The organism is Paenibacillus sp. FSL K6-2393 (assembly GCF_038002545.1).
Taxonomy (GTDB): Bacteria; Bacillota; Bacilli; order Paenibacillales; family Paenibacillaceae; genus Paenibacillus.
The window spans coordinates 4,670,669-4,696,448 of record NZ_JBBOCU010000001.1 but is presented as its reverse complement, the minus strand read 5'-3'; the positions used below and the strand labels follow the sequence as shown (position 1 = coordinate 4,696,448).

Here is a 25,780-nt window from a genome sequence, read left to right as displayed (position 1 = left end):
AGTCGGGACATAATTTCGAATGACATGACAGTCCAATACAGTCACGTGAGACCTAAATGACATTTCATTTAGGTCTCTTTTTGTAAATAAATTTGGAATATAGGAGCCATGAAGATGATCAGTGATACAGAACTGGACGCCCTGCGTCTGTCAGGTGAGAAAGTAAGAGTAGTACGGGACGAGCTGGAATCTAACGATGTAACCGGGATTGTTGTTGCCTGGGATGGCGAGCAGGTACTTATCCGTCGTCAGAATCGACGTGTCGTTAAGCTGGATCGCAGTTACAAATATCAGCTGTTCAGTGAGCCGCGCCAGAGTCCACTTAGTGAGTAACAGCTTATAATTATGGCAGAGCCATGAGCGTTAAATGTTTGGAATTACCATGATTTCTTGGCATAATTGACTCACTCGGGAGAGAAGATAGGTACAGTGAGGAAGATCTGTAACTATAGCCGAGAGGGTGTGCTACAAGCCATGACATTGATGAATGATAAAGTTCATGCCTACAAGGATCAGATTGGAGCATTAAGCGATGTACTGCCAGGTGTGGTGAAGTCATATCATGAGTTTACGGGAGAATGCTTCCAACCAGGCGTGATTGATGCCAAGACAAAACAGCTAATTGCACTTGGCATTGGATTATTCGCCAACAATGAGGTATGTACCTTCTACCATGTAGAAGAAGCACGTGCCAAGGGTGCAACAGATCAGGAGATTATGGAGACCGTAGCCGTGGCCGGAGCTGTTGGAGGAGGACATGCCCTGTCTCAGGGTGCGATGCGAGTGCAGAAGGCGCTGCATTAGTAAGCAATGCAACATACATTTTAAGTACAAAAAAGGCATCCGGTTAATAACCGATGCCTTTTTGTATGTGAATTACATTTTACCTAACATTTTATCATACATAAACTGTCCAGTTACCCGACGTGCTGTTACATAGCGGTCATTGAAGTATGGATTCGATAACTTCGTGATGCTTACACCTTTACTGCTGGAGGCATGAGCGAATTGTCCGCCGCCGATATATACACCTGTATGTGAAATGCCTTTGCCTGTTGTATTAAAGAACACCAGATCACCTGTCCGAACATTGCTTTTGGCTACCGGAGTACCTGCTTTGGCTTGCTGCTGAGAAGTACGTGGCAATTCAATGCTGTATTTGTTGAAAAGATATCTCATAAAACCAGAACAGTCGAAGCCGGCTACAGTCGTGCCACCCCATTTGTAAGGAATACCTGTCATGTTGTTCACTACGGAGTTGATACTGCTTGCCTCTGTGCTTGTTGCCCCGGATGTAAATAATACAGCTGCTCCAAAAATGGAGATAATCAGTTTTTTCAAAATCAATGTTCTCCCTTCGATGCCTACGGAGTTAGCTAAGGGTTCGGTAGAAGGTTCCCTATATTTCCTATGTATAAGAATAATTCACCCAAATTGGTTCCCCCGTTTTCAAACATGAAACTCGGCAATGAATAATTAAGTTTTTGTAACTATTTGAAACTATATTGCATAAATGCGTAATTGTCAAACCCATTTAAAACCCTTCGTAATACCTCAATGTTAGCGGAATTAAGGTTTTTATATGAAAGAAGGGATTAAGTTTGGGTATCATTCATGACAAAAACGTCATTATTGATTCGTTTAAGACGAATTTGGATAAATAAATAGGTTTGTCATGAGTTAAAAGAACTATTCCGTTATGTAGAATTAGAGAGATTATATTCATTAAGTTGCATATATTGACAAAAATCGATTTTTTGCATATTATCTGATTATCCAATCCACATATTGGATTAAAATTGATTTTATTATGCGATAAATACAAATAAAGGAGGTTTGGGGACGCTTATCATAGGTAAAGTAGAAGTGGCAGATTTATAAAAACGAACATAGGAGAGTGTTACATTTGAAAGCGAAGAAAATAATTACTTTTGTCCTGGCATGTACGATGGTGTTCTCAGCAGTTGGAATGGCAGTTCTCCCTGTAGGGACGGTATCTGCTGCGGATGCATCGGGTACTACAGCGAGTATTTCTGATATTTTGAAGAACCAGCTGCCAGATGGAGGTTGGAGAAAAGATTATAAACAGACAAGTGGAGAGTGGGCGAAGTCCACGATAGACAACAAGGCTACATACTCAGAAATTAGAAGATTGGCGAAGGAATTTAAAAAGACGAATGATCCGCGATACTCCACAGCTGCAATCAAAGGAATTAACTTTTTGATCAACATGCAGTATTCAAACGGAGGATGGCCACAGGTCTACCAAAGCTCCGGATATCACAAGCACATTACCTATAATGATGATGCCATGATTAATGTAATGATCATGCTGGATGAAGTAGCAGCCCGCAAAGGTGATTTTTCATTTATCGACAGCACACTTGCTAACCGCAGTAAAAATTCAGTTGCCAAAGGTGTGGAGGCGATTCTGAATACACAAGTCGTTTCAGGTGGTAAGCTGACAGCATGGGGACAACAACATGATTCCAGTTCCCTTAAACCAGCGAGCGCAAGAATCTACGAAGTGCCATCGCTGACAGCTGGAGAGAGTGTAACGATTGTTAAATTTCTAAAAACCAGACCTGCTAACGCTAAAATTACCGCATCCATTAAAGGAGCTGAGGCTTGGTTTAACAAGGTGAAAATTACGGGTTACAAGTATGAAAGAGCTAATGGAGACAGTAAAATTATCGCAGATTCCAAAGCTGCACCAATTTGGGCACGCTTCTATGAGATCGGAACGGATAAACCAATCTTTATTGGTCGTGACGGGGTAGTTAAATACAAATTAAGTGATATTGATAAAGAAAGAAGAGGCGGTTATGCCTGGTATGGCAACTGGCCTTCCAAGCTGTAATTTGTAGTTAAAGGTAAAGCCCGAATCGACATGGATGTCTGGTTCGGGCTTTATTGTTATTATTTTCAGTGTTGACATGATAGATTCCACATGATATATTATTTCTTGTCGCCAATATTGATGACGGAGATACAATATGCGGTCGTGGCGGAATTGGCAGACGCGCACGGTTCAGGTCCGTGTGGGCTAACCCCCCGTGGAGGTTCGAGTCCTCTCGACCGCATCTAACAAAAAGACTCCTTAAGCTAATGCTTAAGGAGTCTTTTTTTGCATTTTTTGATATAACACTAACTTTAGACTTGAGTATCCAAGAGGTTAGTGCTTAGCTGCTCTTACAGCAAATGGTCTTCCATCAGCCATATGGAACTTTTATTGCGCTGCGGTAACATTAATGCTGTCAATATTCGGTCCTTCCGATCCGGTGGTAACCACTTTCAATGTATTGGTCCCCGTGTTCATGGGGACCTGTATTGTTTTTTCAACCCAAGTGGACCAGCTTCCCGTAGCCGGAAAGGGTTCGTTGCTGATGACTTTGGTTCCGTTCACAAAAATGTCGAGGTTCCGTGTTCCACTTTCCAGCGCATAACGAAACTTTACGTTTTTGGTACCTGTTGTAGCGTTATTAATGCCGTTCCATTGAATGGCTGAACCAGTCATCGCATTAAAGTTAACATACCCGGAGCCAGTGTAACCGGGGTAGATTGTTTCAATGGCAGCTTCCGTAAGTGACGTTCCGGTCTCAGCTTCATACGTAGTGCCACTGCCTGTATTCCCGCCGCTATTTCCGCCAGTAATGTTGGCAACAAATGTTGTTACGCTCTGAGGCGGGAGCTGTGCCGTGAAGGCTCCATTGGATACGGTAAGCGGGGTTCCGCTTGCCAGGTTTCGACTGCTGTCCGTAATCCATGAGGACACAGTGGAGGCATTACCATTCTGCAGAACGAATTTTTGGCTTGTGGCTGAAGTTCCACGGTTAATCGCCACGACGACGACTTTGTTATCACCTTTGTAGGCTGAGACAAAGGTGTTCGTATCCGGATTTTTCGTTGCGTCGACTCGCAGGTAGCCTGGACGCACGAATTTGGAGAAATGAGCCATATTATATCCGCGTTTGCTTATGGTACCGTCCTCTTTCATCGGACCATACTGTCTGCGGATGTACCACCACACATAGGCCTGGAAATCACCTTCTACCATGGCATTGTGCATGTGATAGGAAACGTCCAGTGCTTCAGGCCAGCGGTCTGCTGAGTTGTTGTCACTATTCGGAACGTACACCTCAGTCATCCACAGTTCTTTACCGGCTCCTTTTTGCTTAAAGAGAGGGTAGGCAAAATTCGAAATCTGGGTTCCATACGTATGTGCTCCCAGTATGTCCATGTTGGCAAGTGCCTGCGGATCATTCAGGATTGGGTCGGATATATTCTTTAAATACTGGAAGGATTCAGGCGCCATGACTCTGGTACCTTGAATGGACCCGGCATTTTCTTTCATGAATCGAAGGATCTCTTGTGGAGTCCACCAGGTCCAGTCATGAGCATAATCCGGTTCATTTTGCACAGAAATGGCATACAGATCTACGCCGTTATTTTTCATGTAGGTTACAAAGTCGTTCAGATGTTGCGCATATGCGGCATATTTGTCGTATTTCAGACGTTTGGCATTGGTGTCCCCATTGCGGTTGAACGTTTCAACCATGCTGCTTGGAGGATTCCATGGGGATGCAAATACGATAGCCCCTTTTTCAATAGCCCGTTTGGCTGTGGCAACTTCACGATACCAGTTATTAGAATCCGGATCGACGTAGATCCTGAGAATTGAAAAGCCTAACTGATTCTGGTCATTACCAAAAGCAGTTTCACGTTGAGCGGGAGTCAGATCACCAATCCAGGCAGGAAGGTTAATGCCCCCAAAGCCCTTAATCAGTTGTTTTTCCGAGGACAAATTAATGTTGGCATCGCTGGCTGCTGACACATTTGTCGGGGTTAACATCAAAGGCAGGGCTGTTAAACAGGCCAAAAGAACATTAATCGTCTTTTTTAGTTTGAATTTCACTACTTTCATCCTCCTCGATAATGGTAAATGGTTACATAGATAAACCGCGACCAGGAATAACAAACAAGAATAGCGGATTGTCTTGCATTTATTTTATGTAAACCCTTTCAAAACCTCCTTCCATAAATCATAGGAAAGAAATGTAGCATATAAGCTCTTTCATTTGTTGATTCTACTAAATAATTCCTAAACTGAAAACCTGACAAATTACAGTATTTTTTCTAATTAATCTCTATTTTCCAACTGTACAATGACAGTTATTGTCTGAATTTATAGGAAAAAACTGGAATAATGGGGATCTTCGCTTGAGATAGAGGTCTCCAATGGCTGGGGATGTTGTTATTAAGGAAGGCTTTGGCTTACATATTCCTCCCTTCATTATCAAACAATGAGATCACAGAAGTTACGGGGAGGGAATCTTGATGAAGGAACAGAGAAAGAATTATCGATTAATTGCAGGTATTATGGCATTTTTGATTGTGATTTACGCAGGCATATCCGTAGGAGGGCCAACAGCGGCAGCTTCAGAGTCCACATCGAATCACAAACGGTTAGCCATTATCATCGATGATGTTGGTAATGACATGAAGGGTACGGCAGAGATCCTGGCGATGCCAGTTAAACTAACGGTAGCGGTCATGCCTTTTTTGCCCACAACGAAGAAAGATGCGATAGCTGCACATGAAAAGGGGATGGATGTGATTGTGCACATGCCCATGGAACCCAAGAAAGGACGACCTGAATGGCTGGGCCCGGGTGCAATCACATCCAATCTAACAGATGAAGAAGTCCGCTCACGTGTGGAGAAAGCGATTGATGATGTGCCCCACGCAATTGGCATGAACAATCATATGGGTTCCAAAATTACTTCGGACAAACGCATCATGTCAATTGTGCTCGATGTATGCAAGGAGCGGGGCCTCTTCTTTGTAGACAGCCGTACGAACTTTCGCTCCGTGGTGGGGGAACTGGCCGTATCCAAAAATATGCCACCTGTAGGCAATGACATTTTTCTGGATGATCAAAACTCCAAGCCACACATTCGCAAGCAACTGGATCTGGCTGCTCAGCGTGCGATCGACAAGAATATCTGTGTTGTCATTGGTCATGTCGGTCATTCGGGGATGAACACATCCGCAGTAATTCGTGAATCCGTCTCTCGTCTGCAAAATCAGGTTCAATTTGTAGGAATCGGTGATCTGGTTCGAGAGGTGTGGCAATGGCATTCTGCTCCTACACTACCGACAGATAATAAATAATGCCATTGGCAATGGACTGGGCGATTCGTTTTTGCTCAGCGGGGTCATTCATTCTGGCTCGGTCTGCTGCATTGCTCAAAAATCCGGTTTCAACGATGACGGCAGGTTGCTTCACGTAATTCAATATATAAAAGGGCTTGCCCCATACGACCCCGTGCTCCGTTCCGTACAACTTGTTCATGGCATCCTGAATGGATTGGGCCAGCAAATAACTCCTGCCTTCCTTCTGGTGCAGTACCACCGGGCCATGTGCATTAGATCGGGGACTCCAGTTCGCATGAATGCTGACCACGATATCAGTACTTACTTCTTCGCTAAGGCTTTTACGTTGGGCAAGATCTCTGGTATGACGGGAGCGGCTGTTCAGCCAGCGGTTCTCATCACTAAGTGCATAATCACCAAGTCGATTGATGATAACGGCATAACCTTTGCTGCGAAGCAGGAGATAGACCTTTTGGCTAATGGCCAGATTGATATCTTTTTCCAGCACACCTTGGGCTGAGGTACCACCGTCAATACCGCCATGGCCTACATCGAGCAGGATAACGGGTGCTGCAAAGGCATGATGACTTGAGCGATAAGCATCTCCATCGGTCACCGGCAGCATGGATGGACTGTTCTGGGACGGGGCTGCTTTTCCATAAGCGACATGGGGCAGCATGGGAAGGCAATGGAAGCTGATTAGCAAGGCTAACGAAGCGGTCAGCAGCTTATACATGGGAATACACACTCCTTCATGAAATAGGTATCGAATGCAGATTAACGACTCGATGGATACCTTTGGCATTAGACTGTGCATTCTGAGGGTTTTCATACTTCTTTCAATAAAAAAATGTTTAACCAGTACACATCCTGCACACAATAGAACTATCGTAAGCTCCGCGAATGTGCAGGAGCGAAGGAGGCAGAATTATGGCCAAAAGTGATGAATTGGTAAAATACATTACGCAGCGTGTTGTTCATTATATCGATACGCCGAAGGAAGAGCGGAAAGGTCGCACCAAAAGGAAAGAGCCGTGGGCGATGAAGTGGTTTGGTATGATCCCTTTCGCTGTATCCCTGTGGGTGGGGAAAAAGGAAAAAGAATTCGATACACAGTCTCATAAACGAAGTTCTTCGGGTAAAGGGTGACTATCGCTTACCTATTTCACTAATGTAAAACCAAAAGACGCAATCCCTTAATAAAATGGGGAGGCGTCTTATTTGTTGTTTAACAGGTTATCTGACTGTACTGTATCTTAAGAATTTGCTGATGATCAAGGATTTACGATGTAAAAATGGCCACCTTGCTGCAATGTGCTCAAAGGGACAAAGCGTTGAATGGATGATTTACCACCTAGCGCTACATATAGAATGGACTCTGCTTCCTGATCTGTATGCCATAGCTGATAACCGCTAACGGGTAGAGGACCGCCGTATACGACGTTACGATCACCCGCTGAGAAAACAATCTCTTGATTCTCTCCGTGTTGTATCACATCTTGTGCCCGGTCGGCAGCAACAGGCGTGGCGGTAATCCACAACAGATTGTCAGCCGGATTGAAGACGGGTCGGAGATGAAGTGGATCAACTGATAAAGCTGGTATTGTGGACAAATCAGTTATGCTGGCAGAGGTCTGTTTGGAATCAGCCTCCAGCAGGTTCAGGAACTCTGACGGTAGTACATCTCCGTTCGTAGCATCAATATAAAGTGCAGGATGGTTAGGTTGTTCCACTTTCCAATAAGCAAGCAGGGGAAGAGCATAACCAAGATGAAGCTCTCCTCCACCAGCAAGTAATGCCTCAAGGTTCACATGTTGTCGATCCAAAGCTTGTCCAAGAAGTTCATTGTTATATGGTGACTGTTTTCCATGACCATATTCACTAAGCATCAACTGACCCTGCTCTGTGACTGTAATAATCATATATCCGATAGGTTTGCCTTCAAACTCAGCTTGCACGAGCCAGCTATGTGTACCCGGCCCCAGAGGGTAGAAGTCCAGATCGGCGTTCTTCCAATTTGCTTCGGCGTTAGATGTACCAAGTGTAACAGCTTGTTGCTCTGCAAACCGTTGTACAGCAGCGGGAGCTAGCTTTTCATTCTGAATGACATGATGTTCGGGACTATATTCTGTTGATGATACGGGGGATAGTGAAGACGTTTTTTGTTCCTCTGCATTGGCTATCGACCAGAAAGAGAATAGGGCAAGACAACTGAGCAAGCCCAAGGTTATACAGGTTGTTTTCCGAGCGTTGTTCCAACATGTATGAAAGAATCGTTTCAAATTTACACCTACTTTTCATTTATCCGTTACCTGAGCGGGTCCTAGTTTCATTCTAGGGGACAGGCTATGCAAAGGTTGCCGCAACCTGTCGGGCAGCCAATCATGAATAAACACTACTTTTGCCAGCATTTGCAGGAAAAGTAGTGTCTTCGTCTATCTTAAGTGAAACATGCCGCTGCTAATGGCAGTCACTTTTACTTTGGGTTCATATTGCCAGATCATCTCGGTCCGGCGTGTCTCATACTGCAGTTTCATAGCTTCACGATCTATTACCGCCTGTTTTGCTTTCTCTTCTTCGGCATCTGTCTCGGAGTCGATCGGTACTGTGGCTTCTGCCGCCAGTTCTACATCTGCTCCAATGGGTTTAGCGTTAGTTATATCCAGAACTTTTTTCAGTGGTGCAGGTGGCGTGCGGTCAGATTGGACATTCTCCGTGTCTGAGGTTATGTTACCTGGTGATTCTACCTCAGGCGTATCTTCTCGGAGTACCGCTTCATAGTAGGTGTCCAACACGTCCAGCTCCAGATCAAGCCGCTCTTGGGCTTTCTCTGCCCAGCTATAATCGAGTTCCAGCAAGCGGTTTGTCAAATGAGATTCCAAAGCAGCTCCGGCATCAAGTAACGAAACTTTAGCTGTCTGTACATGCATGTTCTCCGCAAGTCTCGGACTGAGATCACGTCGGTTCAGCTTGGTGCCGAATTTTTCTATAATTTCACCCGAGCGAAGGGAGATGCCGAGAAAATGCAATTCCTCCCGTTTCAAATCACAGGCGAATTCCACCTTGAAACACACACCAAGCCAAGGCTCATATACGGCTGGCGCTGTAGCGCGCAATTGCCGTTTGGCAGCCTGTTCGAACAGGTTTACGAAGGCACCGCCTTCACGGGCAGCGCCGAAAATCTGCTGCAGTCTGCGACTGCCGTACACCACTTCTTCACGTAATATTCGTCCTGGCCCCAGCTGTGGCAGCGATGGCGTAATACCGAAGTAACGGCCTAGAATAGTTTCTTTTGGTGGCTCGACTTGAGGACTGCCGTTGGCTACGCGATTCGTTCCATCAGGGTTAGTTACAACAGGAGGTGATGCTTGCGCAACTTTGGCTTCTGCTGCTTCAATGGCCTGCTGATAACTGTCAGGATCAAATATAAATGTAAAGGACATCGTCTCAGCGGGTGCTCCGGTTCGTTCCACGAACCCCCAATAATAGGGACGATTGGTCAACGCTTTGTCCGCCTCAGGCGAGAGTTTGACTGTAACATGGGCAGGGGAACGCTCCATAATCTGACAATCAAGTGCTTCCAGATAGGTGAGAACATAAGCCTGCACTTCATGGGGAGACATCGTCATGAGTTAGCTACCTCCTTTGCGAAGATCTAACAACCCGGATACGGCAGGGCCTTCATCGGCAACCTCGCGTTGAATGGAGTTCAGCGATTGTCCAAGTGAGTCCATTTTACGGCGAATATCTTCATCAGTTTGTGATTCCAACATGATTTTGTACAAACTTTTCTCAATAGATTCCTTCTTCTCCAGCCGTTCCAGAATGACATCCAGCCCGCCGATCACCATCTCAAACATATTGATCTTCTCATGCAGCAGATTCAGAATATGTTCCTCAATCGTTCCAGTCGTGGATAGGTTGAAAATGTTCACGTCATTTTGCTGTCCCAGCCGGTGTACCCGACCGATCCGCTGCTCTACCCGCATAGGGTTCCAAGGCAGATCAAAGTTGATCATATGATGGCAAAATTGCAAATTGATGCCTTCACCACCTGCTTCGGTTGCAATCATGGCCTGCACACGCCCACGGAAGAGATCCATCATCCAGTCTTTTTTGCCTCGATTCATGCCACCCCGATAGGGTACCGCCGTAAGCCCGTTGTTGCGGAAATAGTTTAGCAGATACTCCTGCGTGGCCCGGTATTCGGTGAAGATAATGACTTTTTCATTCATGTTCCGAATCAGTTCCATTGTTTTCTCGGCTTTGGTATTTTCCTTGATCGCTTTAATATGGGCAACGAGTTCCCAAATCTTGTCCCGAAGGGGAGAGTCCAGCGGAAGTTTCTTCGACAGATTAACCAGCGTCACGAATACAGCATCCCGACTGCTGCACACTTCACGCTGCAATGTAACAAGGGAGAGCATGCTGCTCAGATTGCCGCCAGCTTCCTGGTACTGGTCTTTAACAAAGGAAGTCACACCATCATAAAGCGCTTGTTCTTCAGGCGATAATTGCAGATTCACGTTGGAGACGTTCCGTTTGGTAAATTGAACGGGGCCTTCGCCGCGACGGTTACGAATCATGACTTTGGATAACTCGTTCTTAAGCTGTTCCTGATTTTTTGGTACCCGTTTGTCTACAACAAAGTTGGCCGCAAAGTCACCCTGACGACCCAGTTGACCGGGCTTCAGCAGGTTGATCAGATTGAACAATTCACTCATATCGTTCTGCACAGGTGTAGCTGTGAGCAGCAGACAATACTTTTTGCGCAATTTCAGCATGAATTGATAGTTGGTTGTTTTCTTGTTTTTGAGCTTATGTGCCTCGTCAATAATAATCATGTCGTAATCAGTATTCAGCAGCATATCTTTATGCGGGTCCCGTTTGGCTGTATCCATGGAAGCAACAACCACTTCATTCTGCCAGGAATAGGCCTTTTTCTGGGCAATCGCAGGGATGCCAAATTTCGAATTCAACTCCCGTACCCATTGCAGCACAAGAGATGCTGGCACGAGAATGAGTACCTTGGATACGAGACCTCGAACCATATATTCTTTCAGAATGAGACCGGCTTCAATGGTTTTGCCAAGACCCACCTCATCGGCGAGAATGGCCCGGCCTGACATTTCAAATAATACTCTGCGTGCAGTGTCCATCTGGTGAGGAAGTGGAGTAAGGCCTTGTAGATGTTTCAAACACTGGATCTCGTCAAAATTGGGAATCAGGTTGGTCTCTTCGGCTTGAATGCCCAGTTGGAAGAGTCGATAATCCCCCCAAGGACCTCCTTTATCCAGTCGTGATTCCAATTGATTAATCCAGCTTCGATCAAATTCCAACGGAACGGGCAGTTCGGCTACTGGTTGATTCATGTGGTGCGGGTTTTTCCGGTTCATTGTGCTTCCTCCCCTGCCATACGTGATGACGTTTTATTCGTAGGTAATAGTATGGACGAATGAGAGTCAGTTCATAACTATACAAGTTGAACTACAGTTTATTTGCACGAACACTACGATGACAGAACAACCTTCCAATCGCTGTTATCCCCAGATTTCTTTGATTCCCTTTTCTGGAGGGGAAATCCGGGGATAGCGTATGCTTTCGATGCAGCTTTCTTTCAGAAAGCTTTTAGGCGAACGCTTCGCTTTTTCAGGTTTTTTCTGTCCTCTCCGTTCTTGTGTAAAAAGTTTAGTTGAACCAATGTGAACTACAGTTTATTTACAAGAAGCTTGTCCGAGTATAGGGAGTCTATGAAGATGGACTGTGATAAAAGTCATATGGAAAATCAATATATGGTGTATTATACTGAATTTATATCACTATATGTGGTGTTTTATCATAATTTACTCTTATAGTGAAAATGTAGCGTTATTCGGGGAGGTTGAATGTAGCGATGAAATCAAACCAACGATCGCATCAATTAGAAGGACTTAGCGAAAAAATATTTCTGGACCGATACGCCTGGAAGGACGCTGATTCGAATCATGCCAAGGTCGGAGATGTGGTATTGGTATTAACGAAGGATGATCCCAAGTTCCCAACCAAGGAAGTGGGCGAAATCATAGAACGTCAGGGCCAGCTTGTACAAGTAAGGACTCGAAGTGGAGAGATGATCGAGACAAGTGTGGAGAAATTGACACTCAACATAGAAAAAACACCGGAAGAGATGTGGGACCGTCTTGCCAAAGCGATGGCTTCTGTCGAATCCACAGCCGATCAGCGGGCAACGTGGGAGTCCAAGTTCCGCTCCGTGTTGGAGGATTGGAAGTTAGTACCCGGAGGCCGAATTGCTGCGGGTGCGGGGGCAAGCGATGAGTTGACCCTCTTCAATTGTTATGTCATTCCATCTCCGCAAGACAGTCGGGGTGGCATCATGAGAACCTTGACCGAGATGACGGAGATTATGGCACGTGGGGGAGGCGTAGGCATTAATTTGTCCTCTTTGCGTCCTCGTCGGGCGGTGGTCAAAGGTGTCAACGGATCATCCAGCGGTTCCGTATCGTGGGGCGGATTGTTCAGTTATACGACTGGACTGATTGAACAGGGCGGAAGCCGCCGGGGTGCGCTCATGCTGATGATGAATGACTGGCATCCGGATGTGCTTGATTTTATTACCGTGAAACAAACGATGGGGCAGGTGACCAATGCAAATCTGTCTGTATGTGTGAGCAACGCATTTATGGAGGCTGTCAAGCAGGACGGAGATTGGGACTTGGTTTTCCCTGATACGAACGATCCGGACTACGACACCGAGTGGAACGGGGATATGCAGCAATGGAAAGCCGCAGGTCATTCGGTGGTGCACTATCGTACGCTGAAGGCTCGCGAAATCTGGCATACCATTATTGAATCAGCCTGGAAATCGGCAGAGCCTGGTGTGGTATTCATGGAGTACTATAACCAGATGTCCAACAGCTGGTATTTCAATCCGATCATCTGTACTAATCCTTGCGCGGAACAGGGTCTGCCTGCCTGGGGTGTATGTAATCTGTCAGCAATCAATTTGTCCAAATTCTACGATGAAACAAATCATGATGTGGCATGGGATGAACTGGCGGAAACCACTCGTATCTCGGCTAGATTTTTGGACAATGTCATCGATGCAACACCATATCATTTTGAGGAAAATAGACTGAATCAGCAGCGTGAACGCCGGGTTGGGCTTGGCACGATGGGATTGGCAGAGCTGATGATTAAGCTGCGTATACGATATGGCAGTCCTGAATCCCTTGAATTTCTGGATAAACTGTATGGATTCATGGCAAAGGAGGCCTACCTGGCATCGGCAGAGATTGCAGCAGAGAAGGGTGCTTTCCCAGCATTTGAAGCTGAACCGTACTTACAGAGTGGATTTATGAAAAACATGGTTGCGACATACCCTGAAGTGGGAGAGGCGATTCGTAAACAGGGCATTCGAAATGTCACACTGATCACACAGGCGCCAACGGGCAGTACAGGTACGATGGTGGGCACATCAACAGGTATTGAGCCGTATTTCGCCTTCAAGTATTTCCGTCAAAGCCGTCTAGGTTATGATGAACAGTTCGTACCGATTGCACAAGATTGGCTGGATGAACATCCGGGTGAAGCTTTACCCGACTATTATGTGACGGCGATGGATTTGTCGGCTGAGAATCATATCCGGGTGCAGGCCGCGATTCAGCAATGGGTGGATAGCTCCATCTCGAAGACGGCCAACTGTCCGGCTGATTTTACAGTGGAGGATACGGCAGAGCTATACGAACTGGCCTTCGACCTTGGCTGTAAAGGAGTAACGATATACCGCGACGGCAGCAGGGATGTGCAGGTGTTGTCCACGTCGAAGAAGGAAGAGACCAAGGCTGAAGATCAGAACACGGCGGAAGCTGAAGAGAAGACAGTCGTATCTGCCATAGAAAACCCGAATAATGCTGAAGTGCAGGCAAGTGATGGGACTTCCAATAGCCAGGACGGTGTTAGTACGCATTCTTCCGAGCAAACCCCTTCCTCTTCTACAGTGCTGGATAAACAATACAGAAGCCGTCCTCAAGTACTGCGCGGTGCGACATACAAAATCAATACGCCATTTGGCATGGCTTACATTACGATCAATGATCTGGAGGGAACGCCGGGTGAGATCTTCCTGAACGTGGGCAAAGCGGGATCGGACGTGTTTGCCATGGCTGAGGCACTCGGTCGAGTGTGCTCTCTGTTCCTGCGATACGGAGATCATGGGCACAAGGTTGAACTGTTGATCAAACATCTCAAGGGAATCGGTGGTTCGGGTGCGATTGGCTTCGGGGCCAACCGGGTGGAATCGATTGCTGATGCAGTTGCCAAAGCATTGGAAAGTCATGTACAAAGCGATGTGCAGGGGAACGAACCTGAAGCATTAATAGAACAGAATCAAGTGGAGAGCACGTATCCAAAAGTGGAGGATCAGAAAACCTTTAACGAATCGAGAGATTTATGTCCTTCATGCGGCTCGGCATCCCTGATGAATGTGGAAGGATGCAAAACATGCAGCAGCTGTGGGTACAGTAAATGCAATTAAATATCTCTTGAAAAAAAGAGAAAAAGAAAGGCATTCCTGACTCCATCATGAAGTCAGAAATGCCTTTTTGTCATTTAGCTAATTAACACCAATCCTGGCATCGATCTGCAAGAGATTGCAATTCATTAAATAAAACGCCAGCATGGTAGCCGTCGCACACGGCATGATGTAACTGAACGGATAAGGGAAGATATACTTTATCGTTCTGTTGAACATATTTCCCCATCGTGAAAATAGGTAACAAGTAGGTTCCCTCATTGAAAATATTCAGATTAAATCCCGTAAAGTTCACCCAGGGAATACTGGAAACGGGAAATGTATTCGGTGGTTCATTGGGTTTGGCAACAAATTGTTTGTGATCTTTGTAATTCTTCATATCTTCCAGATAACGATTGTGGAACGTCCCGAAATCTTCATGGAATGCTGTCCAGATCGTTGAGAAACTCTTGTCGTCCTCATGAAAAATCGTATAACTCGGAGACATTTCGTCCCAGTAGCCCAATTTCCCCTCGGCATCAAAACAGGTTCGAAATTCCCTGTGTGCATTGACGACCGTAGAGATCATGTGAATAAGAGCGGGATAGAACTTCAATCCAATAAGCTTGAGTTTAGCAATCAATAGCGTGATATCCAGATTAGCAGTTATGCTGTAGGTACATCTGACCTGATTCAAGTAGTGGTCAAAGTATGGCTTTCGATCCCACTGATCTAACACGATTGAATTAAACATAAGTTATAACCTCCTAAATTTGAATAATGCCTTCATTTAGGAGGTATATTTGACTGATTTGACCATATCCTATCACATTCCCAGTATCGTATTTTAGAAATTGACCATCTCAGTATAACATGATACTGAATGTGTCGCTTATAGCGAAATCCTCTGCAAAACGCTTTTTCAACCTGCTTCTTTACTTTATAATTAAAATTGTCTTTATAACGAAGAAGAGAGGGGATTAGATGCGTCAGCCGATAGAAGAACCCATATTTTATTCTTATCCTGGAATGGTAGCGGTGGTGACTTCACGTCATGAGGGAGTCCAGAATGTGATGGCGTCCGGATGGCATACATACATCGGATCATCACCAGGCGTATATGGCATCTCCCTTCGTAAGGAAACATACTCCTATGAACTCATCGAGAAGAGCGGCGTATTCGGTGTTCATTTCCTGCCAGGTCATCGATCGGAGTGGATTCAAGCTGCAGGAACGTTCAGTGGAAGAGATACGGATAAATTCTCAAGATTCGGCATTCCATATGAGGAAGGAATCAAGGTAAGTGTACCCATTTTAAAAGACGCTTATTTTGCTTATGAATGCAAGGTTATGGACATTACGACATATGGTGACCATGAATGGATTGCAGGCGAAGTGTTGCAGCGATATCAGGATCAGAAGTACTTTCTGGAGAATGGAATGGTTGATCTGGAGAAGTTGCAAATCCCGATGTACACAGGGCGTTCAGCATACCGGATCATGGATGCGAGGACAGAAGAAAAGATTCACCCGTTCCACCTCTAGGGTCCTAGGCAAGAAGAAGCAATTATGAGCAAAACTTTCAATCCGGTCTGACATAGGTTTATAATGGATATTGGCTGCTGAGCAAGTCGGCAGCCTTTTGTTATGAATTCAATTGTTTCAATCGATGTGTGCGTGGGTATGCTGGTTTGCGCAAGCGGGACAGGTAATTTTAGCCACTCGATGAAAAGTACTATATTTAACGACAAAATTAGAGTATGATTTTACAGCTATATGAGCTGGCAGGAAAGGTTACATCGGTTTAATCGTTTGTAACTATTGCTGTAAAGTATGAGGCTTATTTCGGGCGTATAATGCTAAACGTGAACTCACGAATGAATATAAAGAATATTTTAATAATTAAACTTAATGGACAGGCAACTCGTCTTCTTTAAGATGATAGAATTCACACAGAATGTAGCATCATCGGATAGTGCTTCGAACAGAAGCTGTTCTTATGTTGTAAATGAAAGATGGAAGGTGCAATACGTATGTTAATGACAACCAGAACGATCAGGAGTTCCTTTATGCCCCCAACACCGATGTTGTTGACTCACAGTAACAAGGAGGGGCATGCATGTCACAATCGTTAAATCGTAAGAGACATATGAACGGACTTGACGGCTTGCGAGCCATCGCTGTACTTGCGGTAATCGCGTATCATCTGAATTTGGATTTTATTCCGGGCGGACTGCTCGGTGTAGGTATATTCTTTGTTCTCTCGGGATATTTAATTACCGATATTCTCGTGTCACAGTGGCAGGAACATGGACGCATTTCACTCGGTGATTTCTGGGTAAGACGGGTAAGGCGTTTGCTTCCAGGCATGCTGACCATGACAGCTGTGGTGATGATCTGGTTGGCCTGTACAGATCCATCCCGGCTTGCTGCGCTTCGTGGTGATATCGTTTCGGGTGTATTATACATAAGCAATTGGTGGTATATCTTTCACAACGTTTCCTATTTCGAAAGTTTTGGCCCTCCATCACCGTTTGGACATTTCTGGTCGCTGGCTGTGGAAGAGCAATTTTATCTGATATGGCCTCTTCTACTGATCGCAGCAATCGTAGTGTTCAAAAGAAAGGGATGGCTGGTCGTCTTCATTGTTGTTGCAGCTGAATTGTCTGCTGGTGCAATGGCCATCATGTATAATCCGGATTTGGACCCGAGCCGTGTATATTATGGAACAGACACGCGGGCATTCGCACTGCTTGCTGGTGCTGCTCTTGCCGTAGTATGGCCTAGTCGTAAGCTGTCGAGCTCTCTGCCTGGCATGAATCGGCTTGTGCTCGATGTGTCGGGACTTGCTGCGCTTGCTTTATTAATCTACATGATGCTGAATAGCAGTGAATATGATCCGTTTCTGTATCAAGGGGGCATGGTGCTTCAGGCTATTGCAACAACGTTGCTGGTAGCGGTGTTGGCTCACCCATCGTCTTTCCTAGGACGTATCATTGGAGCGAAGCCACTACGCTGGATCGGAGAGCGATCCTACGGATTATATCTGTGGCATTATCCTGTCATTATGTTAACCAATCCCGCGGTGGATACGGGAGGAGCACATCCTGTACGAATCATTTTACAGGTTGCTGCAACGGTTGTACTGGCTTCATTGTCTCTTAAATATATTGAAAATCCGATTCGGTACAACGGATTCCGTGATTCTTGGTCCCGATTATGGGGAAGAGGGCGGTCATCGATCAGTATACGTAACGTATGGTGGAAGCGGGCAGGTCTGTTGATGACGATTCTACTGTTGTCCTATACGGTATCCCAGATGATGGTCTCACATGCAGCGAACTCCGACTCCCATTCGGTATCGATGTCCAACACATTGAATGGAGAGAATTCCGTGGCGGAGGAACAGGGACAGGATGTGTTGCCAGCTATTACAGGAACGTCAGGCTCTGGCCAAAAGAACGATGCTCATACACATAAACCGGAAGCAGGAACGAAAGATGATCCGGGGAAAAACGAGAAGCCAACAGGAGAGTCTGCTCCAGACTCGAAACCTGACGACCAAGACAATTCAGTGAATCCCGGCAAGGACGATCAGTCTGAAGATAAGCCGGCCGATGACTCCGTGACTAACGAGAATGATACACCAGATGACGCTGGAGCGAATCAATCCGATAATACGGATCATAAGGATGATACACCTGATTCATCTCAGGACAATGAAGAAACGGCTCCTCCTGCCCAGGATGGCAAGGTTCATTATACCGTCATTGGAGATTCGGTGATATTGGATGCAAAACCGTATCTGGAGCAAAGTATATCGGGAGTGTATGTGGACGGACATGTCGGTCGTCAGATGTGGCAGGCAGGTGATGTATTGGAAGGTCTGAAACAAAACAACCAAATGGGCAGCAAAGTGGTGCTGGAGCTCGGGACGAATGGTTCCTTTAACTCCAAAAACTTGAATGCTGTGCTTGATTATCTCAAGGATGAGGATCGGGTATATCTGGTTACTGTGCGCGTACCTCGTCCGTGGGAACGAACGGTGAACAGGGCTTTGAATGAGGCAGCATCCAAATACAGCAATGTCTCGTTGATTGACTGGAACAGTGCAAGTGAGGGACATGACGAATATTTTGAAAAAGACGGCGTACATCTCACTACGCAAGGATCCGAAGCTTTTGCAGAACTGGTGAAAAACAGTATCCAATAATACGCAATCATATTTAATACGATTTAGCACTTATTCATTATATATAGCCTGGGGTGAAGCTACCGACGGCTGCAACAAGAAAGAGCTCTCATTGTGAGGGCTCTTTTTATATGTTAGGAACAATTAGTCAGCAAAGTGAATTCCAAACAGGGAAACCGATATTTTTCACCCCTGCATCCGTGGATCGTCACCTTACGGTATGATAGCGTTAACATTTACAATAAGTGTATTCAAATCGCCGAGGGGGATTATAGAGATGTTGAAAAAATGGCTTTCGGGTTTCCTGGCAATAACATTGTTCTCCATTATTCTGGCTGGTTGTGCTGGCGGGGACACTTCAGAAGGAGGCAGCGGCAATGACAAAGTAACCGTCACTCTCTGGCACAACTGGACCGGACAGGATGCAAAGGCGGTTGCGATGCGCAAAATAATTGAAGATTTTCGCGCGGCGCATCCAGATATTGAAGTTGTGGATGAAGGCCTGCCAACAGATGGTCTCAAAACTCGGCTTCGTACGGTGGCAGCTGCCAACGAGATGCCAGACCTGTTCGTGATGTGGCCGGATGCCATGACTAAGGAATTTGTAAAAGGGGATCTGTTACAACCCATTAATACAGAGCTGGACGCAAAGCCAGAGTGGAAAGATAACTTTATCCCCAATGCATTGGACGGATACACCGTAGACGGGAATATCTACTCCGTGCCCATGAATCTGGCGCCGAGTTCCTTCATTTATTACAATGAAGCTTTGTTCAAACAGTACAACGTAAAAGTGCCTGAGACCTGGGCGGAACTGGAACAAGCGATTGCTACTTTTAATCAAAATAAAGTCATTCCCATGGCACTTGGCAACAAAGCCAACTGGGTAGCTCAATCAACGATATTCAGTACACTGGCTGATCGGATTACCGGCACAGACTGGTTCCTGAAAGCGGCAGCACAAGAGGGTGCAAGCTTTACCGATCCACAATTTATTGAAGCCTTGAACAAGATGCAGGAGCTTGGCAACACCAAAGCATTCCAAGATGGATTCAACAGTATCGATGAGACACAGATGATGCAGCTTTATTTCCAAGGTAAGGCAGCGATGGTCATGAACGGCGGATGGGCCTTGGCAAATCTGGTGAACAATGCACCTGAAGAGGTGCTGAACAACACACATATTACGATTCTTCCTCCAGTGGACGGAGGTCAGGGTGAACCAAGAACAACATCCGGTGTAGTAGGAACCGGGTTGGGTGTAAGTAAAAAGCTGAGCGGTGCACAAAAAGAGGCAGCGATGGAGCTGTTCTACGCGCTGGCAGGACCTGATGGTCAGAAGGCCACATTGGATAGCAGCACATTGGTGAGTTACAAGATTGATCTGGACAAAACCAAAGCACATCCATTGTTCGTAGAATTATATGATCTGATGCAGGAAGTGAAGATCACGCCAGTATACGATTCCAAGCTGGGGTCGGCAACGGTTGAGGTTATTAATAATGCATTGCAAGAGTTGCTTATGGGTGGCAAGGCCGAAGACATTGCGGCTAGAATTCAGGCGGCTCAAGCCAATGCAGTTAGTCAGTAAGCATTCGTTAAAACCCCTTCCCGGCAGGGGAGGGGTTTTAAGTATGAATGGGATAGTCAGTTGCAAGTTGGTAAAGGAATTTATCGAAGGGAAGTGAACAGATGAACGCACTGCGCAGTCGGCGTTTTATTATGCTGGGGTTGGCCCCGGCAGTCATCATTTATGCATTGTTTGTATTTGTACCGGTCGTGTGGTCGGCATACTACGGTTTCTTCAACTGGTCCGGCATCGGCGCATCCAAATATATTGGTGTGGATAATTACGTGGAGATCTGGCATGATCCTGTATTTTGGCGGGCGCTGAAAAATAACGTTATTTTTGTGTGGGCGTCGGTATTTGGACAAATTCCGTTAGCGCTTATGCTGGCGGTCATCTTACACAAAAGCAATCCATTACAGCGGTTTCTGCGCTCAGCCGTATTTCTGCCGATGGTGTTATCCACTGTAGTTATCGGTATGATCTGGCAGTATATCTATCATCCGCAGATCGGGATATTAAACTTTCTGCTGGACGCACTGGGGCTTGAAAGTTGGAAGCTGCAATGGCTTTCCGATGACAAGATTGCCATTTTCTCATTGGTACCGCCGCTGCTCTGGAGCTTTGTCGGGTTGTATCTAATTATCTTCATCTCGGCGTTGCAGAATATTCCCGGCGAGATTCATGATGCTGCCAAAATAGACGGGGCTTCAGGAATCCGGAAGCTGGTATCCGTCTCTCTGCCCATGATCTGGGGTACGGTTCAGGTAGCGATCATTCTATGTATTTCGGGTAGTCTGAAATCATTCGATCTGGTCTACATCATGACCAAGGGTGGTCCGGCACATGCGACGGAACTGCTTGCAACGTATATGTACAATTCCACCTTTACAACATACCGATATGGTTTTGGTAGTGCGATCTCAACAACCATCGTACTGATCTCCCTGCTGCTGATCGGAACAAGCCAGTGGTTAACCAGTCGCAAACGAAAAGAGAATCAATAGAGAGGAGGAGTTATCATGCGCGTGACACCTGTATCCATGCCATCACCACGAAGCAGCTCGGGCCATCCGGTTCGCCGCCTACGTAGCGGAATTGTTTGGACGCTGCTAACGGTCTATGGTATTTTAACATTGTATCCGTTCTACTGGCTCGTGATTAGTGCATTCAAAACAAATGAAGATTTCTATAGCAGGCCCTTCGGACTGCCGGAAAACTGGAATGTTGCCAATTTCAGCAATGCATGGGAAAGCTCCAGGCTGGGGACCGCTTTTGGCAATTCACTAATCGTATCGGTGGGGTCACTTATTCTAACGCTGTTTATTGCAGCGCTGGCTTCATTTATCCTGGCTCGTTTCCAGTTTCGCTGGAAAGGGTTAATCATGACCTTCTTTGTTGTTGGTATGCTCATTCCGATCCATAGTACACTTGTCCCCTTATTTATTTTAATGAAACAGATGTCTTTGCTAAATACGTACTGGGCCTTAATATTACCTTATACGGCTTTTGCTTTGCCTACGGCAATTTTTGTGCTTACTGCTTATCTGACAAGTGTTCCACGTGATATTGAAGAGGCAGCTTTTATTGATGGAACAGGACTTTGGGGGCTGTTTACCCGGATCATGTTACCGATGTCCGTACCTGCGTTGTCTACGGTTACGATCCTAAGTTTCTTGCATGCGTGGAATGACTTTTCATTTGCGCTTGTATTCATCAACAAAACCGGATTGAAAACGTTACCGCTGGCCATTGCGAACTTTGCGGATGGGTATCAAACCGATTACGGCTTAACGCTAGCTGCCATGACACTGTCGGTCATTCCAACCATTATCTTGTATCTCGTATTCCAGGAACAAGTTATGAAAGGTATGACAGCAGGAGCTGTCAAAGGATAAGCGAAAGCGCATCCAGAGGAGGAGAAACGTTTGGCACGCTGGCTCACATCTTCGTTACAAAGGAAGCTATCGGTCGTCGTGACGGCTTCAATGATTGTGCCATTGCTGGCCTTGGGCCTGTTCGCCTTTCTGATCTCTTCCCGCATCACAGAGCAAAAAACAAAGCTGTCCGGCATGGATACGCTTAAACAGGTGGAAGCAAATCTTCGTTATATGTTGCAGGATGCCGAGAATCTCTCCATTTTCCTGATTGGAGAACGGGACATTCAGCAGTATCTTAGCCACAATGAAGATCATGAGCTGGACCGGGTGGATATCCTGGGCAGGATGACCAATCTGGCTGCTTCCAAGAAATATATCGCCAACATCGCCATATATCCGGGACGTTTTGATGCCACATTGTCAACCGCTACCTGGTATGAATCCAATGAATCCAACCTGTCGTATCCCTCTGTTCCAAGCGGTGAAGCAGTCAAACAATGGACGGGGGTATACCCGGCGCAGAATTACGCGGGTATACAAAATGTGATCACATTGGTTCGGCCAATCCGCAGTATCCATGATTATCGACCCATCGGCTGGCTGGCGATCAGCCTGGATGAGAAGGCCATATCCAAGGGATGGGCTGCTCTGGGGTTAGGCAGAGGGCAAGGCAGACTGGAACTCATCGGCAGTTCTGGAGAGATTCTGTCTTCAATGGACAAATCCCGGCTTGGACTTAAGCTGGAGCAGGTCGAACCAGGGATTACAACGTTAATTCAGGATGGCGGTAGCGGAACAACCACATATGGCAGTGGTGACGATAAACGGACATTGCTCTATTATCCGGAAGAACTGACCGGTTGGACGTTGGTTGGAACGGTTCCTTATGACCAGTACAAGTCCGAGAATCGGTACATTCTTATTCTGACCGGTTGCGCCGTTGCGATGTCTGCTGCGATCAGTGCTGGCTTGGTCTGGTTTACGGTTCGTCGTGTGACGAGGCCGCTTCGTGTACTTACCCGACATCTGTCCCGAATTGATCCGGAACGCCCGCTTCCTTTGTTTCGGTCTGAAAGTGATGACGAGATCGGTAGGCTTGGGGAGAGTTACAATCTGCTCGGTGCACATATTCAGTTATTGAAGGAAGAGGTTATTCGGGGTGAAGCTCGTAAAAAAGAAGCGGATCTTCGAGTGCTTCAGGCGCAGATTAACCCGCACTTTCTCTATAACACGCTCTCTTCAATTCATTGGATTGCCTTGATGTCTGAAGAGAAGCGGATCGCGGATATGGTTGAGGGCCTGAGTGATTTTCTACGTATCAGCTTGAATAATGGTCAGGATTACTGCCCTGTGGAACAAGAGATTGCTCATATTCGCCATTATGTGCGTGTGCAGTCAATTCGTTTCCCTGATCAATTCGTGTTGCATTATATCGTAGATCCAGCGCTTGAGAAGCGAATGATGCTGAAGCTGTTGCTGCAACCGCTCGTTGAGAATGCCATGATTCATGGCATTCAGCCCAAAACAGGCGTGGGCACCATCACCATAATGATTCGCAAGGACCCGGATAATGAACAGATGAATGTGCTGGTGCTGGATGATGGTGTCGGCATGGAGCCGGACAGGCTGGAACAATTAAGGATAAGCATTAGGGAATGGAAGGGAAAACAGCCGGAAAAACAGCTAAACCAAGGCGGTTATGGGCTCTGCAATGTGAATGAGAGACTGCTGCTCCATTATGGAGCGGATGCACAGCTTGAAGTAGACAGCAGGGTTGGGGGAGGTACCCGGATTTCGTTTTCCATTCCAATCTTGGAGGGTTCGTCATGAGACTATTAATTGTTGATGATGAAGTGATTATCCGTACAGGGCTTGCCAGCGTTATCGCTTGGCATGAACTCGGAATTGAACTTCTTCAACCTGCTGCCTCGGCAGAGGAGGCGTTAACACGTTTGGCTGAGGAACGTCCACATATCCTGATGACCGATATTCGGATGACAGGCAGATCGGGACTCGAACTGGCTGAAGAGGGCCTGCGATTGTTACCTGAGCTGGAGGTCATTATTTTGTCCGGATACGATGACTTTTCTTATGCCCAACAGGCGATTCGCCAAGGTGTTACAGATTATCTGCTCAAAACAAGTAAGCCGGAAGAGATCATCAAAACCGTATTACAGGCCAAACAGCGAATCTCGGAACGTTGGGCAGAGAAGTCCAGAGAGGGACAGCTTATGCGGGAGAATCGAGAGCGGTTATTTGCCGGGTGGATCATTGATGGTGACACCGCTTCGGGCCATTTTCCTTCATTCTTGCGATCTGATGTTGGAAAAGAGGCAGGGGTTGGTGGCCTTGATGATGAACAGATTCTCAGACAAGTCATTATTCTTCGAGCAGAGGGTTGGGATCGATCCTCGGATGCGCTATTACGATTTGCGGTGCAGAATACCCTGGAGGATATGTTACCTGGTGCCATTGCTCATGTAGAGAAACAGCAAATTATTTGTGTAGTTTCATGGCCGCCTGTGGAACATGAAACTACGTTCAGGCTGGAGAGTGCATTACGTCGGGTGGAGCAATTACTGAAGTGCACCCTGCGCGCAGCGGTAGGTCTGCCTGTGCGTGGATATGCAGATCTGCACGAAAGCTACAGTACTGCGTCAGCTGCATTCCGATATCGGGGTTTGGTGGATTATAAAGTATGGCATTATGAGCATGTTCAGGATCGCCAAGGTGGTAAAACTGTACTTACGCACGAAGAGGAGACCACACTTGGTACATTATTGCTGGATAATGATTCAGTCACGTTAACGACATGGACGCGGGAACTTGTGGCTAATTTGATTACAGAGCCGGAGGTCACACCAGAATCGTTCAATGCTTGTCTGCACTCAGCCGTCATTGCAGGTCATCGCTGGCTGACTCGCACAATGCGAGCCACAGGGCGTGAAGAACCCGCAAGGCTCGAGCCATGGTTGCCGGAACCGGATGCTGAAGCTGGTGACCTCGGGGATATGCTGTTCCATCATCTGTATGGTCTGATGCATATCTATCATAGCCGAATGGGTCAGGGACAGGCTGCTCATGTGCAGAAGGCTATCGGTTATATTGAATCTTCATTGGCGCAGGATATTAATCTGCAGCAGGTAGCTGGACATGTTCATTTGCATCCGGGTCACCTCAGTGAGCTGTTTAAAAAAGAAATGGGTGTGACCTTCGGTGATTTTGTCACCGATATGCGTATACGAAGAGCGATGGATATGCTGGCGGTGTCTCCAGCGAAGGTCAGTGAAGTCGCTGCCATCAGCGGCTACGAGGACGTGAAATATTTTAGCAGACTGTTCAAAAAACATACCGGCAAGACCCCGAGTGAATATCGCGAAGAGGCGTTGTCGTTCAAGCCTTCTGGAAGTTAGAAATGAGCAGATTAGGAAACATGTCTTGCCTTTCTGCAAACGTTTTCGATGTGGTATTACTCA

The 25,780-nt window shown here is 46.2% G+C and carries 20 protein-coding genes, 1 tRNA gene and 1 riboswitch; of the genes, 14 read left to right on the top strand and 7 right to left on the bottom strand.

Features of this window, described 5'->3' with window-relative positions; translation table 11 throughout:
- Positions 1–114 precede the first annotated feature (114 nt).
- Both MHI14_RS20635 and MHI14_RS20630 read left to right on the top strand, forming a co-directional pair.
- The gene (locus MHI14_RS20635; protein ID WP_091017488.1) at positions 115–333 is read left to right on the top strand and encodes a hypothetical protein; all 219 of its coding nucleotides are present in this window, start codon (positions 115–117) and stop codon (positions 331–333) included.
- Between the two features lie 141 nt (positions 334–474).
- The gene (locus tag MHI14_RS20630; RefSeq protein ID WP_017689352.1) at positions 475–804 is read left to right on the top strand and encodes a carboxymuconolactone decarboxylase family protein; all 330 of its coding nucleotides are present in this window, start codon (positions 475–477) and stop codon (positions 802–804) included.
- A 72-nt stretch (positions 805–876) separates the two neighbouring features.
- On the opposite strand, the gene MHI14_RS20625 is transcribed toward MHI14_RS20630, so the two are convergent.
- A complete protein-coding gene (locus MHI14_RS20625) occupies positions 877–1,341 on the bottom strand; it encodes a C40 family peptidase (RefSeq protein ID WP_091032168.1) in 465 nt (154 codons plus the stop codon).
- A 5-nt stretch (positions 1,342–1,346) separates the two neighbouring features.
- Positions 1,347–1,478, bottom strand: a riboswitch (cyclic di-AMP (ydaO/yuaA leader).
- Between the two features lie 428 nt (positions 1,479–1,906).
- Here MHI14_RS20625 and pelA point away from each other — a divergent pair.
- Both pelA and MHI14_RS20615 read left to right on the top strand, forming a co-directional pair.
- Positions 1,907–2,860, top strand: coding sequence for a pectate lyase (gene pelA, locus MHI14_RS20620; RefSeq protein ID WP_200868499.1), 954 nt, complete (start codon positions 1,907–1,909; stop codon positions 2,858–2,860).
- Between the two features lie 138 nt (positions 2,861–2,998).
- Positions 2,999–3,083: transfer RNA gene (locus MHI14_RS20615), tRNA-Leu, on the top strand.
- A 146-nt stretch (positions 3,084–3,229) separates the two neighbouring features.
- On the opposite strand, the gene MHI14_RS20610 is transcribed toward MHI14_RS20615, so the two are convergent.
- Positions 3,230–4,924: a carbohydrate-binding protein gene (locus tag MHI14_RS20610; RefSeq protein ID WP_283945613.1), complete on the bottom strand. Its 1,695-nt coding sequence runs from the start codon at positions 4,922–4,924 to the stop codon at positions 3,230–3,232.
- 455 nt (positions 4,925–5,379) lie between these two features.
- Here MHI14_RS20610 and MHI14_RS20605 point away from each other — a divergent pair, with 455 nt between their 5' ends.
- On the top strand, positions 5,380–6,174 hold the full coding sequence (locus MHI14_RS20605) for a divergent polysaccharide deacetylase family protein (RefSeq protein WP_133385927.1): 795 nt from the start codon (positions 5,380–5,382) through the stop codon (positions 6,172–6,174).
- Here the strand turns inward: MHI14_RS20605 and MHI14_RS20600 are convergent.
- Positions 6,149–6,892 (bottom strand): N-acetylmuramoyl-L-alanine amidase family protein, encoded by a 744-nt coding sequence (locus MHI14_RS20600; protein ID WP_341131128.1) that lies wholly within the window; start codon positions 6,890–6,892, stop codon positions 6,149–6,151. The genes MHI14_RS20605 and MHI14_RS20600 overlap by 26 nt on opposite strands.
- Before the next feature lie 194 nt (positions 6,893–7,086).
- Between MHI14_RS20600 and MHI14_RS20595 the strand changes: the two genes are divergently transcribed.
- Positions 7,087–7,305 (top strand): YqzE family protein, encoded by a 219-nt coding sequence (locus tag MHI14_RS20595; protein WP_091032160.1) that lies wholly within the window; start codon positions 7,087–7,089, stop codon positions 7,303–7,305.
- A 125-nt stretch (positions 7,306–7,430) separates the two neighbouring features.
- On the opposite strand, the gene MHI14_RS20590 is transcribed toward MHI14_RS20595, so the two are convergent.
- From MHI14_RS20590 to MHI14_RS20580, 3 genes are all read right to left on the bottom strand, one after another.
- Positions 7,431–8,381, bottom strand: a complete 951-nt coding sequence (locus MHI14_RS20590; protein WP_341131127.1) for a hypothetical protein — start codon at positions 8,379–8,381, stop codon at positions 7,431–7,433.
- A gap of 210 nt (positions 8,382–8,591) precedes the next feature.
- On the bottom strand, positions 8,592–9,785 hold the full coding sequence (locus MHI14_RS20585) for a YqhG family protein (RefSeq protein WP_091032154.1): 1,194 nt from the start codon (positions 9,783–9,785) through the stop codon (positions 8,592–8,594).
- A 3-nt stretch (positions 9,786–9,788) separates the two neighbouring features.
- Positions 9,789–11,552 (bottom strand): DEAD/DEAH box helicase, encoded by a 1,764-nt coding sequence (locus MHI14_RS20580; RefSeq protein ID WP_105598137.1) that lies wholly within the window; start codon positions 11,550–11,552, stop codon positions 9,789–9,791.
- A 497-nt stretch (positions 11,553–12,049) separates the two neighbouring features.
- On the opposite strand from MHI14_RS20580, the gene MHI14_RS20575 reads away from it, so the two are divergent.
- The gene (locus MHI14_RS20575; RefSeq protein ID WP_341131126.1) at positions 12,050–14,689 is read left to right on the top strand and encodes an adenosylcobalamin-dependent ribonucleoside-diphosphate reductase; all 2,640 of its coding nucleotides are present in this window, start codon (positions 12,050–12,052) and stop codon (positions 14,687–14,689) included.
- 82 nt (positions 14,690–14,771) lie between these two features.
- On the opposite strand, the gene catA is transcribed toward MHI14_RS20575, so the two are convergent.
- Entirely contained in the window at positions 14,772–15,419 is a 648-nt protein-coding gene (catA, locus tag MHI14_RS20570) for a type A chloramphenicol O-acetyltransferase (protein WP_341131125.1), read from the bottom strand.
- Between the two features lie 230 nt (positions 15,420–15,649).
- Between catA and MHI14_RS20565 the strand changes: the two genes are divergently transcribed.
- From MHI14_RS20565 to MHI14_RS20535, 7 genes are all read left to right on the top strand, one after another.
- Positions 15,650–16,210, top strand: coding sequence for a flavin reductase family protein (locus MHI14_RS20565; RefSeq protein WP_341131124.1), 561 nt, complete (start codon positions 15,650–15,652; stop codon positions 16,208–16,210).
- A gap of 574 nt (positions 16,211–16,784) precedes the next feature.
- Complete coding sequence (locus MHI14_RS20560) at positions 16,785–18,878, top strand: acyltransferase family protein (protein ID WP_341131123.1); 2,094 nt, start codon at positions 16,785–16,787, stop codon at positions 18,876–18,878.
- A gap of 256 nt (positions 18,879–19,134) precedes the next feature.
- A complete protein-coding gene (locus MHI14_RS20555; protein ID WP_341131122.1) occupies positions 19,135–20,448 on the top strand; it encodes an extracellular solute-binding protein in 1,314 nt (437 codons plus the stop codon).
- Between the two features lie 101 nt (positions 20,449–20,549).
- Entirely contained in the window at positions 20,550–21,431 is an 882-nt protein-coding gene (locus tag MHI14_RS20550; protein ID WP_341131121.1) for a carbohydrate ABC transporter permease, read from the top strand.
- A 36-nt stretch (positions 21,432–21,467) separates the two neighbouring features.
- Complete coding sequence (locus MHI14_RS20545) at positions 21,468–22,322, top strand: carbohydrate ABC transporter permease (RefSeq protein WP_341131733.1); 855 nt, start codon at positions 21,468–21,470, stop codon at positions 22,320–22,322.
- A 30-nt stretch (positions 22,323–22,352) separates the two neighbouring features.
- Positions 22,353–24,134 (top strand): cache domain-containing sensor histidine kinase, encoded by a 1,782-nt coding sequence (locus MHI14_RS20540; protein ID WP_341131120.1) that lies wholly within the window; start codon positions 22,353–22,355, stop codon positions 24,132–24,134.
- Complete coding sequence (locus tag MHI14_RS20535; RefSeq protein WP_341131119.1) at positions 24,131–25,717, top strand: helix-turn-helix domain-containing protein; 1,587 nt, start codon at positions 24,131–24,133, stop codon at positions 25,715–25,717. Before MHI14_RS20540 ends, MHI14_RS20535 begins: the two co-directional genes overlap by 4 nt.
- Positions 25,718–25,780 lie beyond the last annotated feature (63 nt).

Bases quoted from the DNA above. Each gene is read 5' to 3' on its own strand.
- MHI14_RS20635 (WP_091017488.1), top strand. From the start codon at position 115: ATGATCAGTGATACAGAACTGGACGCCCTGCGTCTGTCAGGTGAGAAA.
- MHI14_RS20630 (WP_017689352.1), top strand. From the start codon at position 475: ATGACATTGATGAATGATAAAGTTCATGCCTACAAGGATCAGATTGGA.
- MHI14_RS20610 (WP_283945613.1), bottom strand. From the start codon at position 4,924: ATGAAAGTAGTGAAATTCAAACTAAAAAAGACGATTAATGTTCTTTTG.
- MHI14_RS20605 (WP_133385927.1), top strand. From the start codon at position 5,380: ATGGCATTTTTGATTGTGATTTACGCAGGCATATCCGTAGGAGGGCCA.
- MHI14_RS20600 (WP_341131128.1), bottom strand. From the start codon at position 6,892: ATGTATAAGCTGCTGACCGCTTCGTTAGCCTTGCTAATCAGCTTCCAT.
- MHI14_RS20595 (WP_091032160.1), top strand. From the start codon at position 7,087: ATGGCCAAAAGTGATGAATTGGTAAAATACATTACGCAGCGTGTTGTT.
- MHI14_RS20585 (WP_091032154.1), bottom strand. From the start codon at position 9,785: ATGACGATGTCTCCCCATGAAGTGCAGGCTTATGTTCTCACCTATCTG.
- MHI14_RS20580 (WP_105598137.1), bottom strand. From the start codon at position 11,552: ATGAACCGGAAAAACCCGCACCACATGAATCAACCAGTAGCCGAACTG.
- MHI14_RS20575 (WP_341131126.1), top strand. From the start codon at position 12,050: ATGAAATCAAACCAACGATCGCATCAATTAGAAGGACTTAGCGAAAAA.
- catA (WP_341131125.1), bottom strand. From the start codon at position 15,419: ATGTTTAATTCAATCGTGTTAGATCAGTGGGATCGAAAGCCATACTTT.
- MHI14_RS20565 (WP_341131124.1), top strand. From the start codon at position 15,650: ATGCGTCAGCCGATAGAAGAACCCATATTTTATTCTTATCCTGGAATG.
- MHI14_RS20560 (WP_341131123.1), top strand. From the start codon at position 16,785: ATGTCACAATCGTTAAATCGTAAGAGACATATGAACGGACTTGACGGC.
- MHI14_RS20555 (WP_341131122.1), top strand. From the start codon at position 19,135: ATGTTGAAAAAATGGCTTTCGGGTTTCCTGGCAATAACATTGTTCTCC.
- MHI14_RS20550 (WP_341131121.1), top strand. From the start codon at position 20,550: ATGAACGCACTGCGCAGTCGGCGTTTTATTATGCTGGGGTTGGCCCCG.
- MHI14_RS20545 (WP_341131733.1), top strand. From the start codon at position 21,468: ATGCCATCACCACGAAGCAGCTCGGGCCATCCGGTTCGCCGCCTACGT.
- MHI14_RS20535 (WP_341131119.1), top strand. From the start codon at position 24,131: ATGAGACTATTAATTGTTGATGATGAAGTGATTATCCGTACAGGGCTT.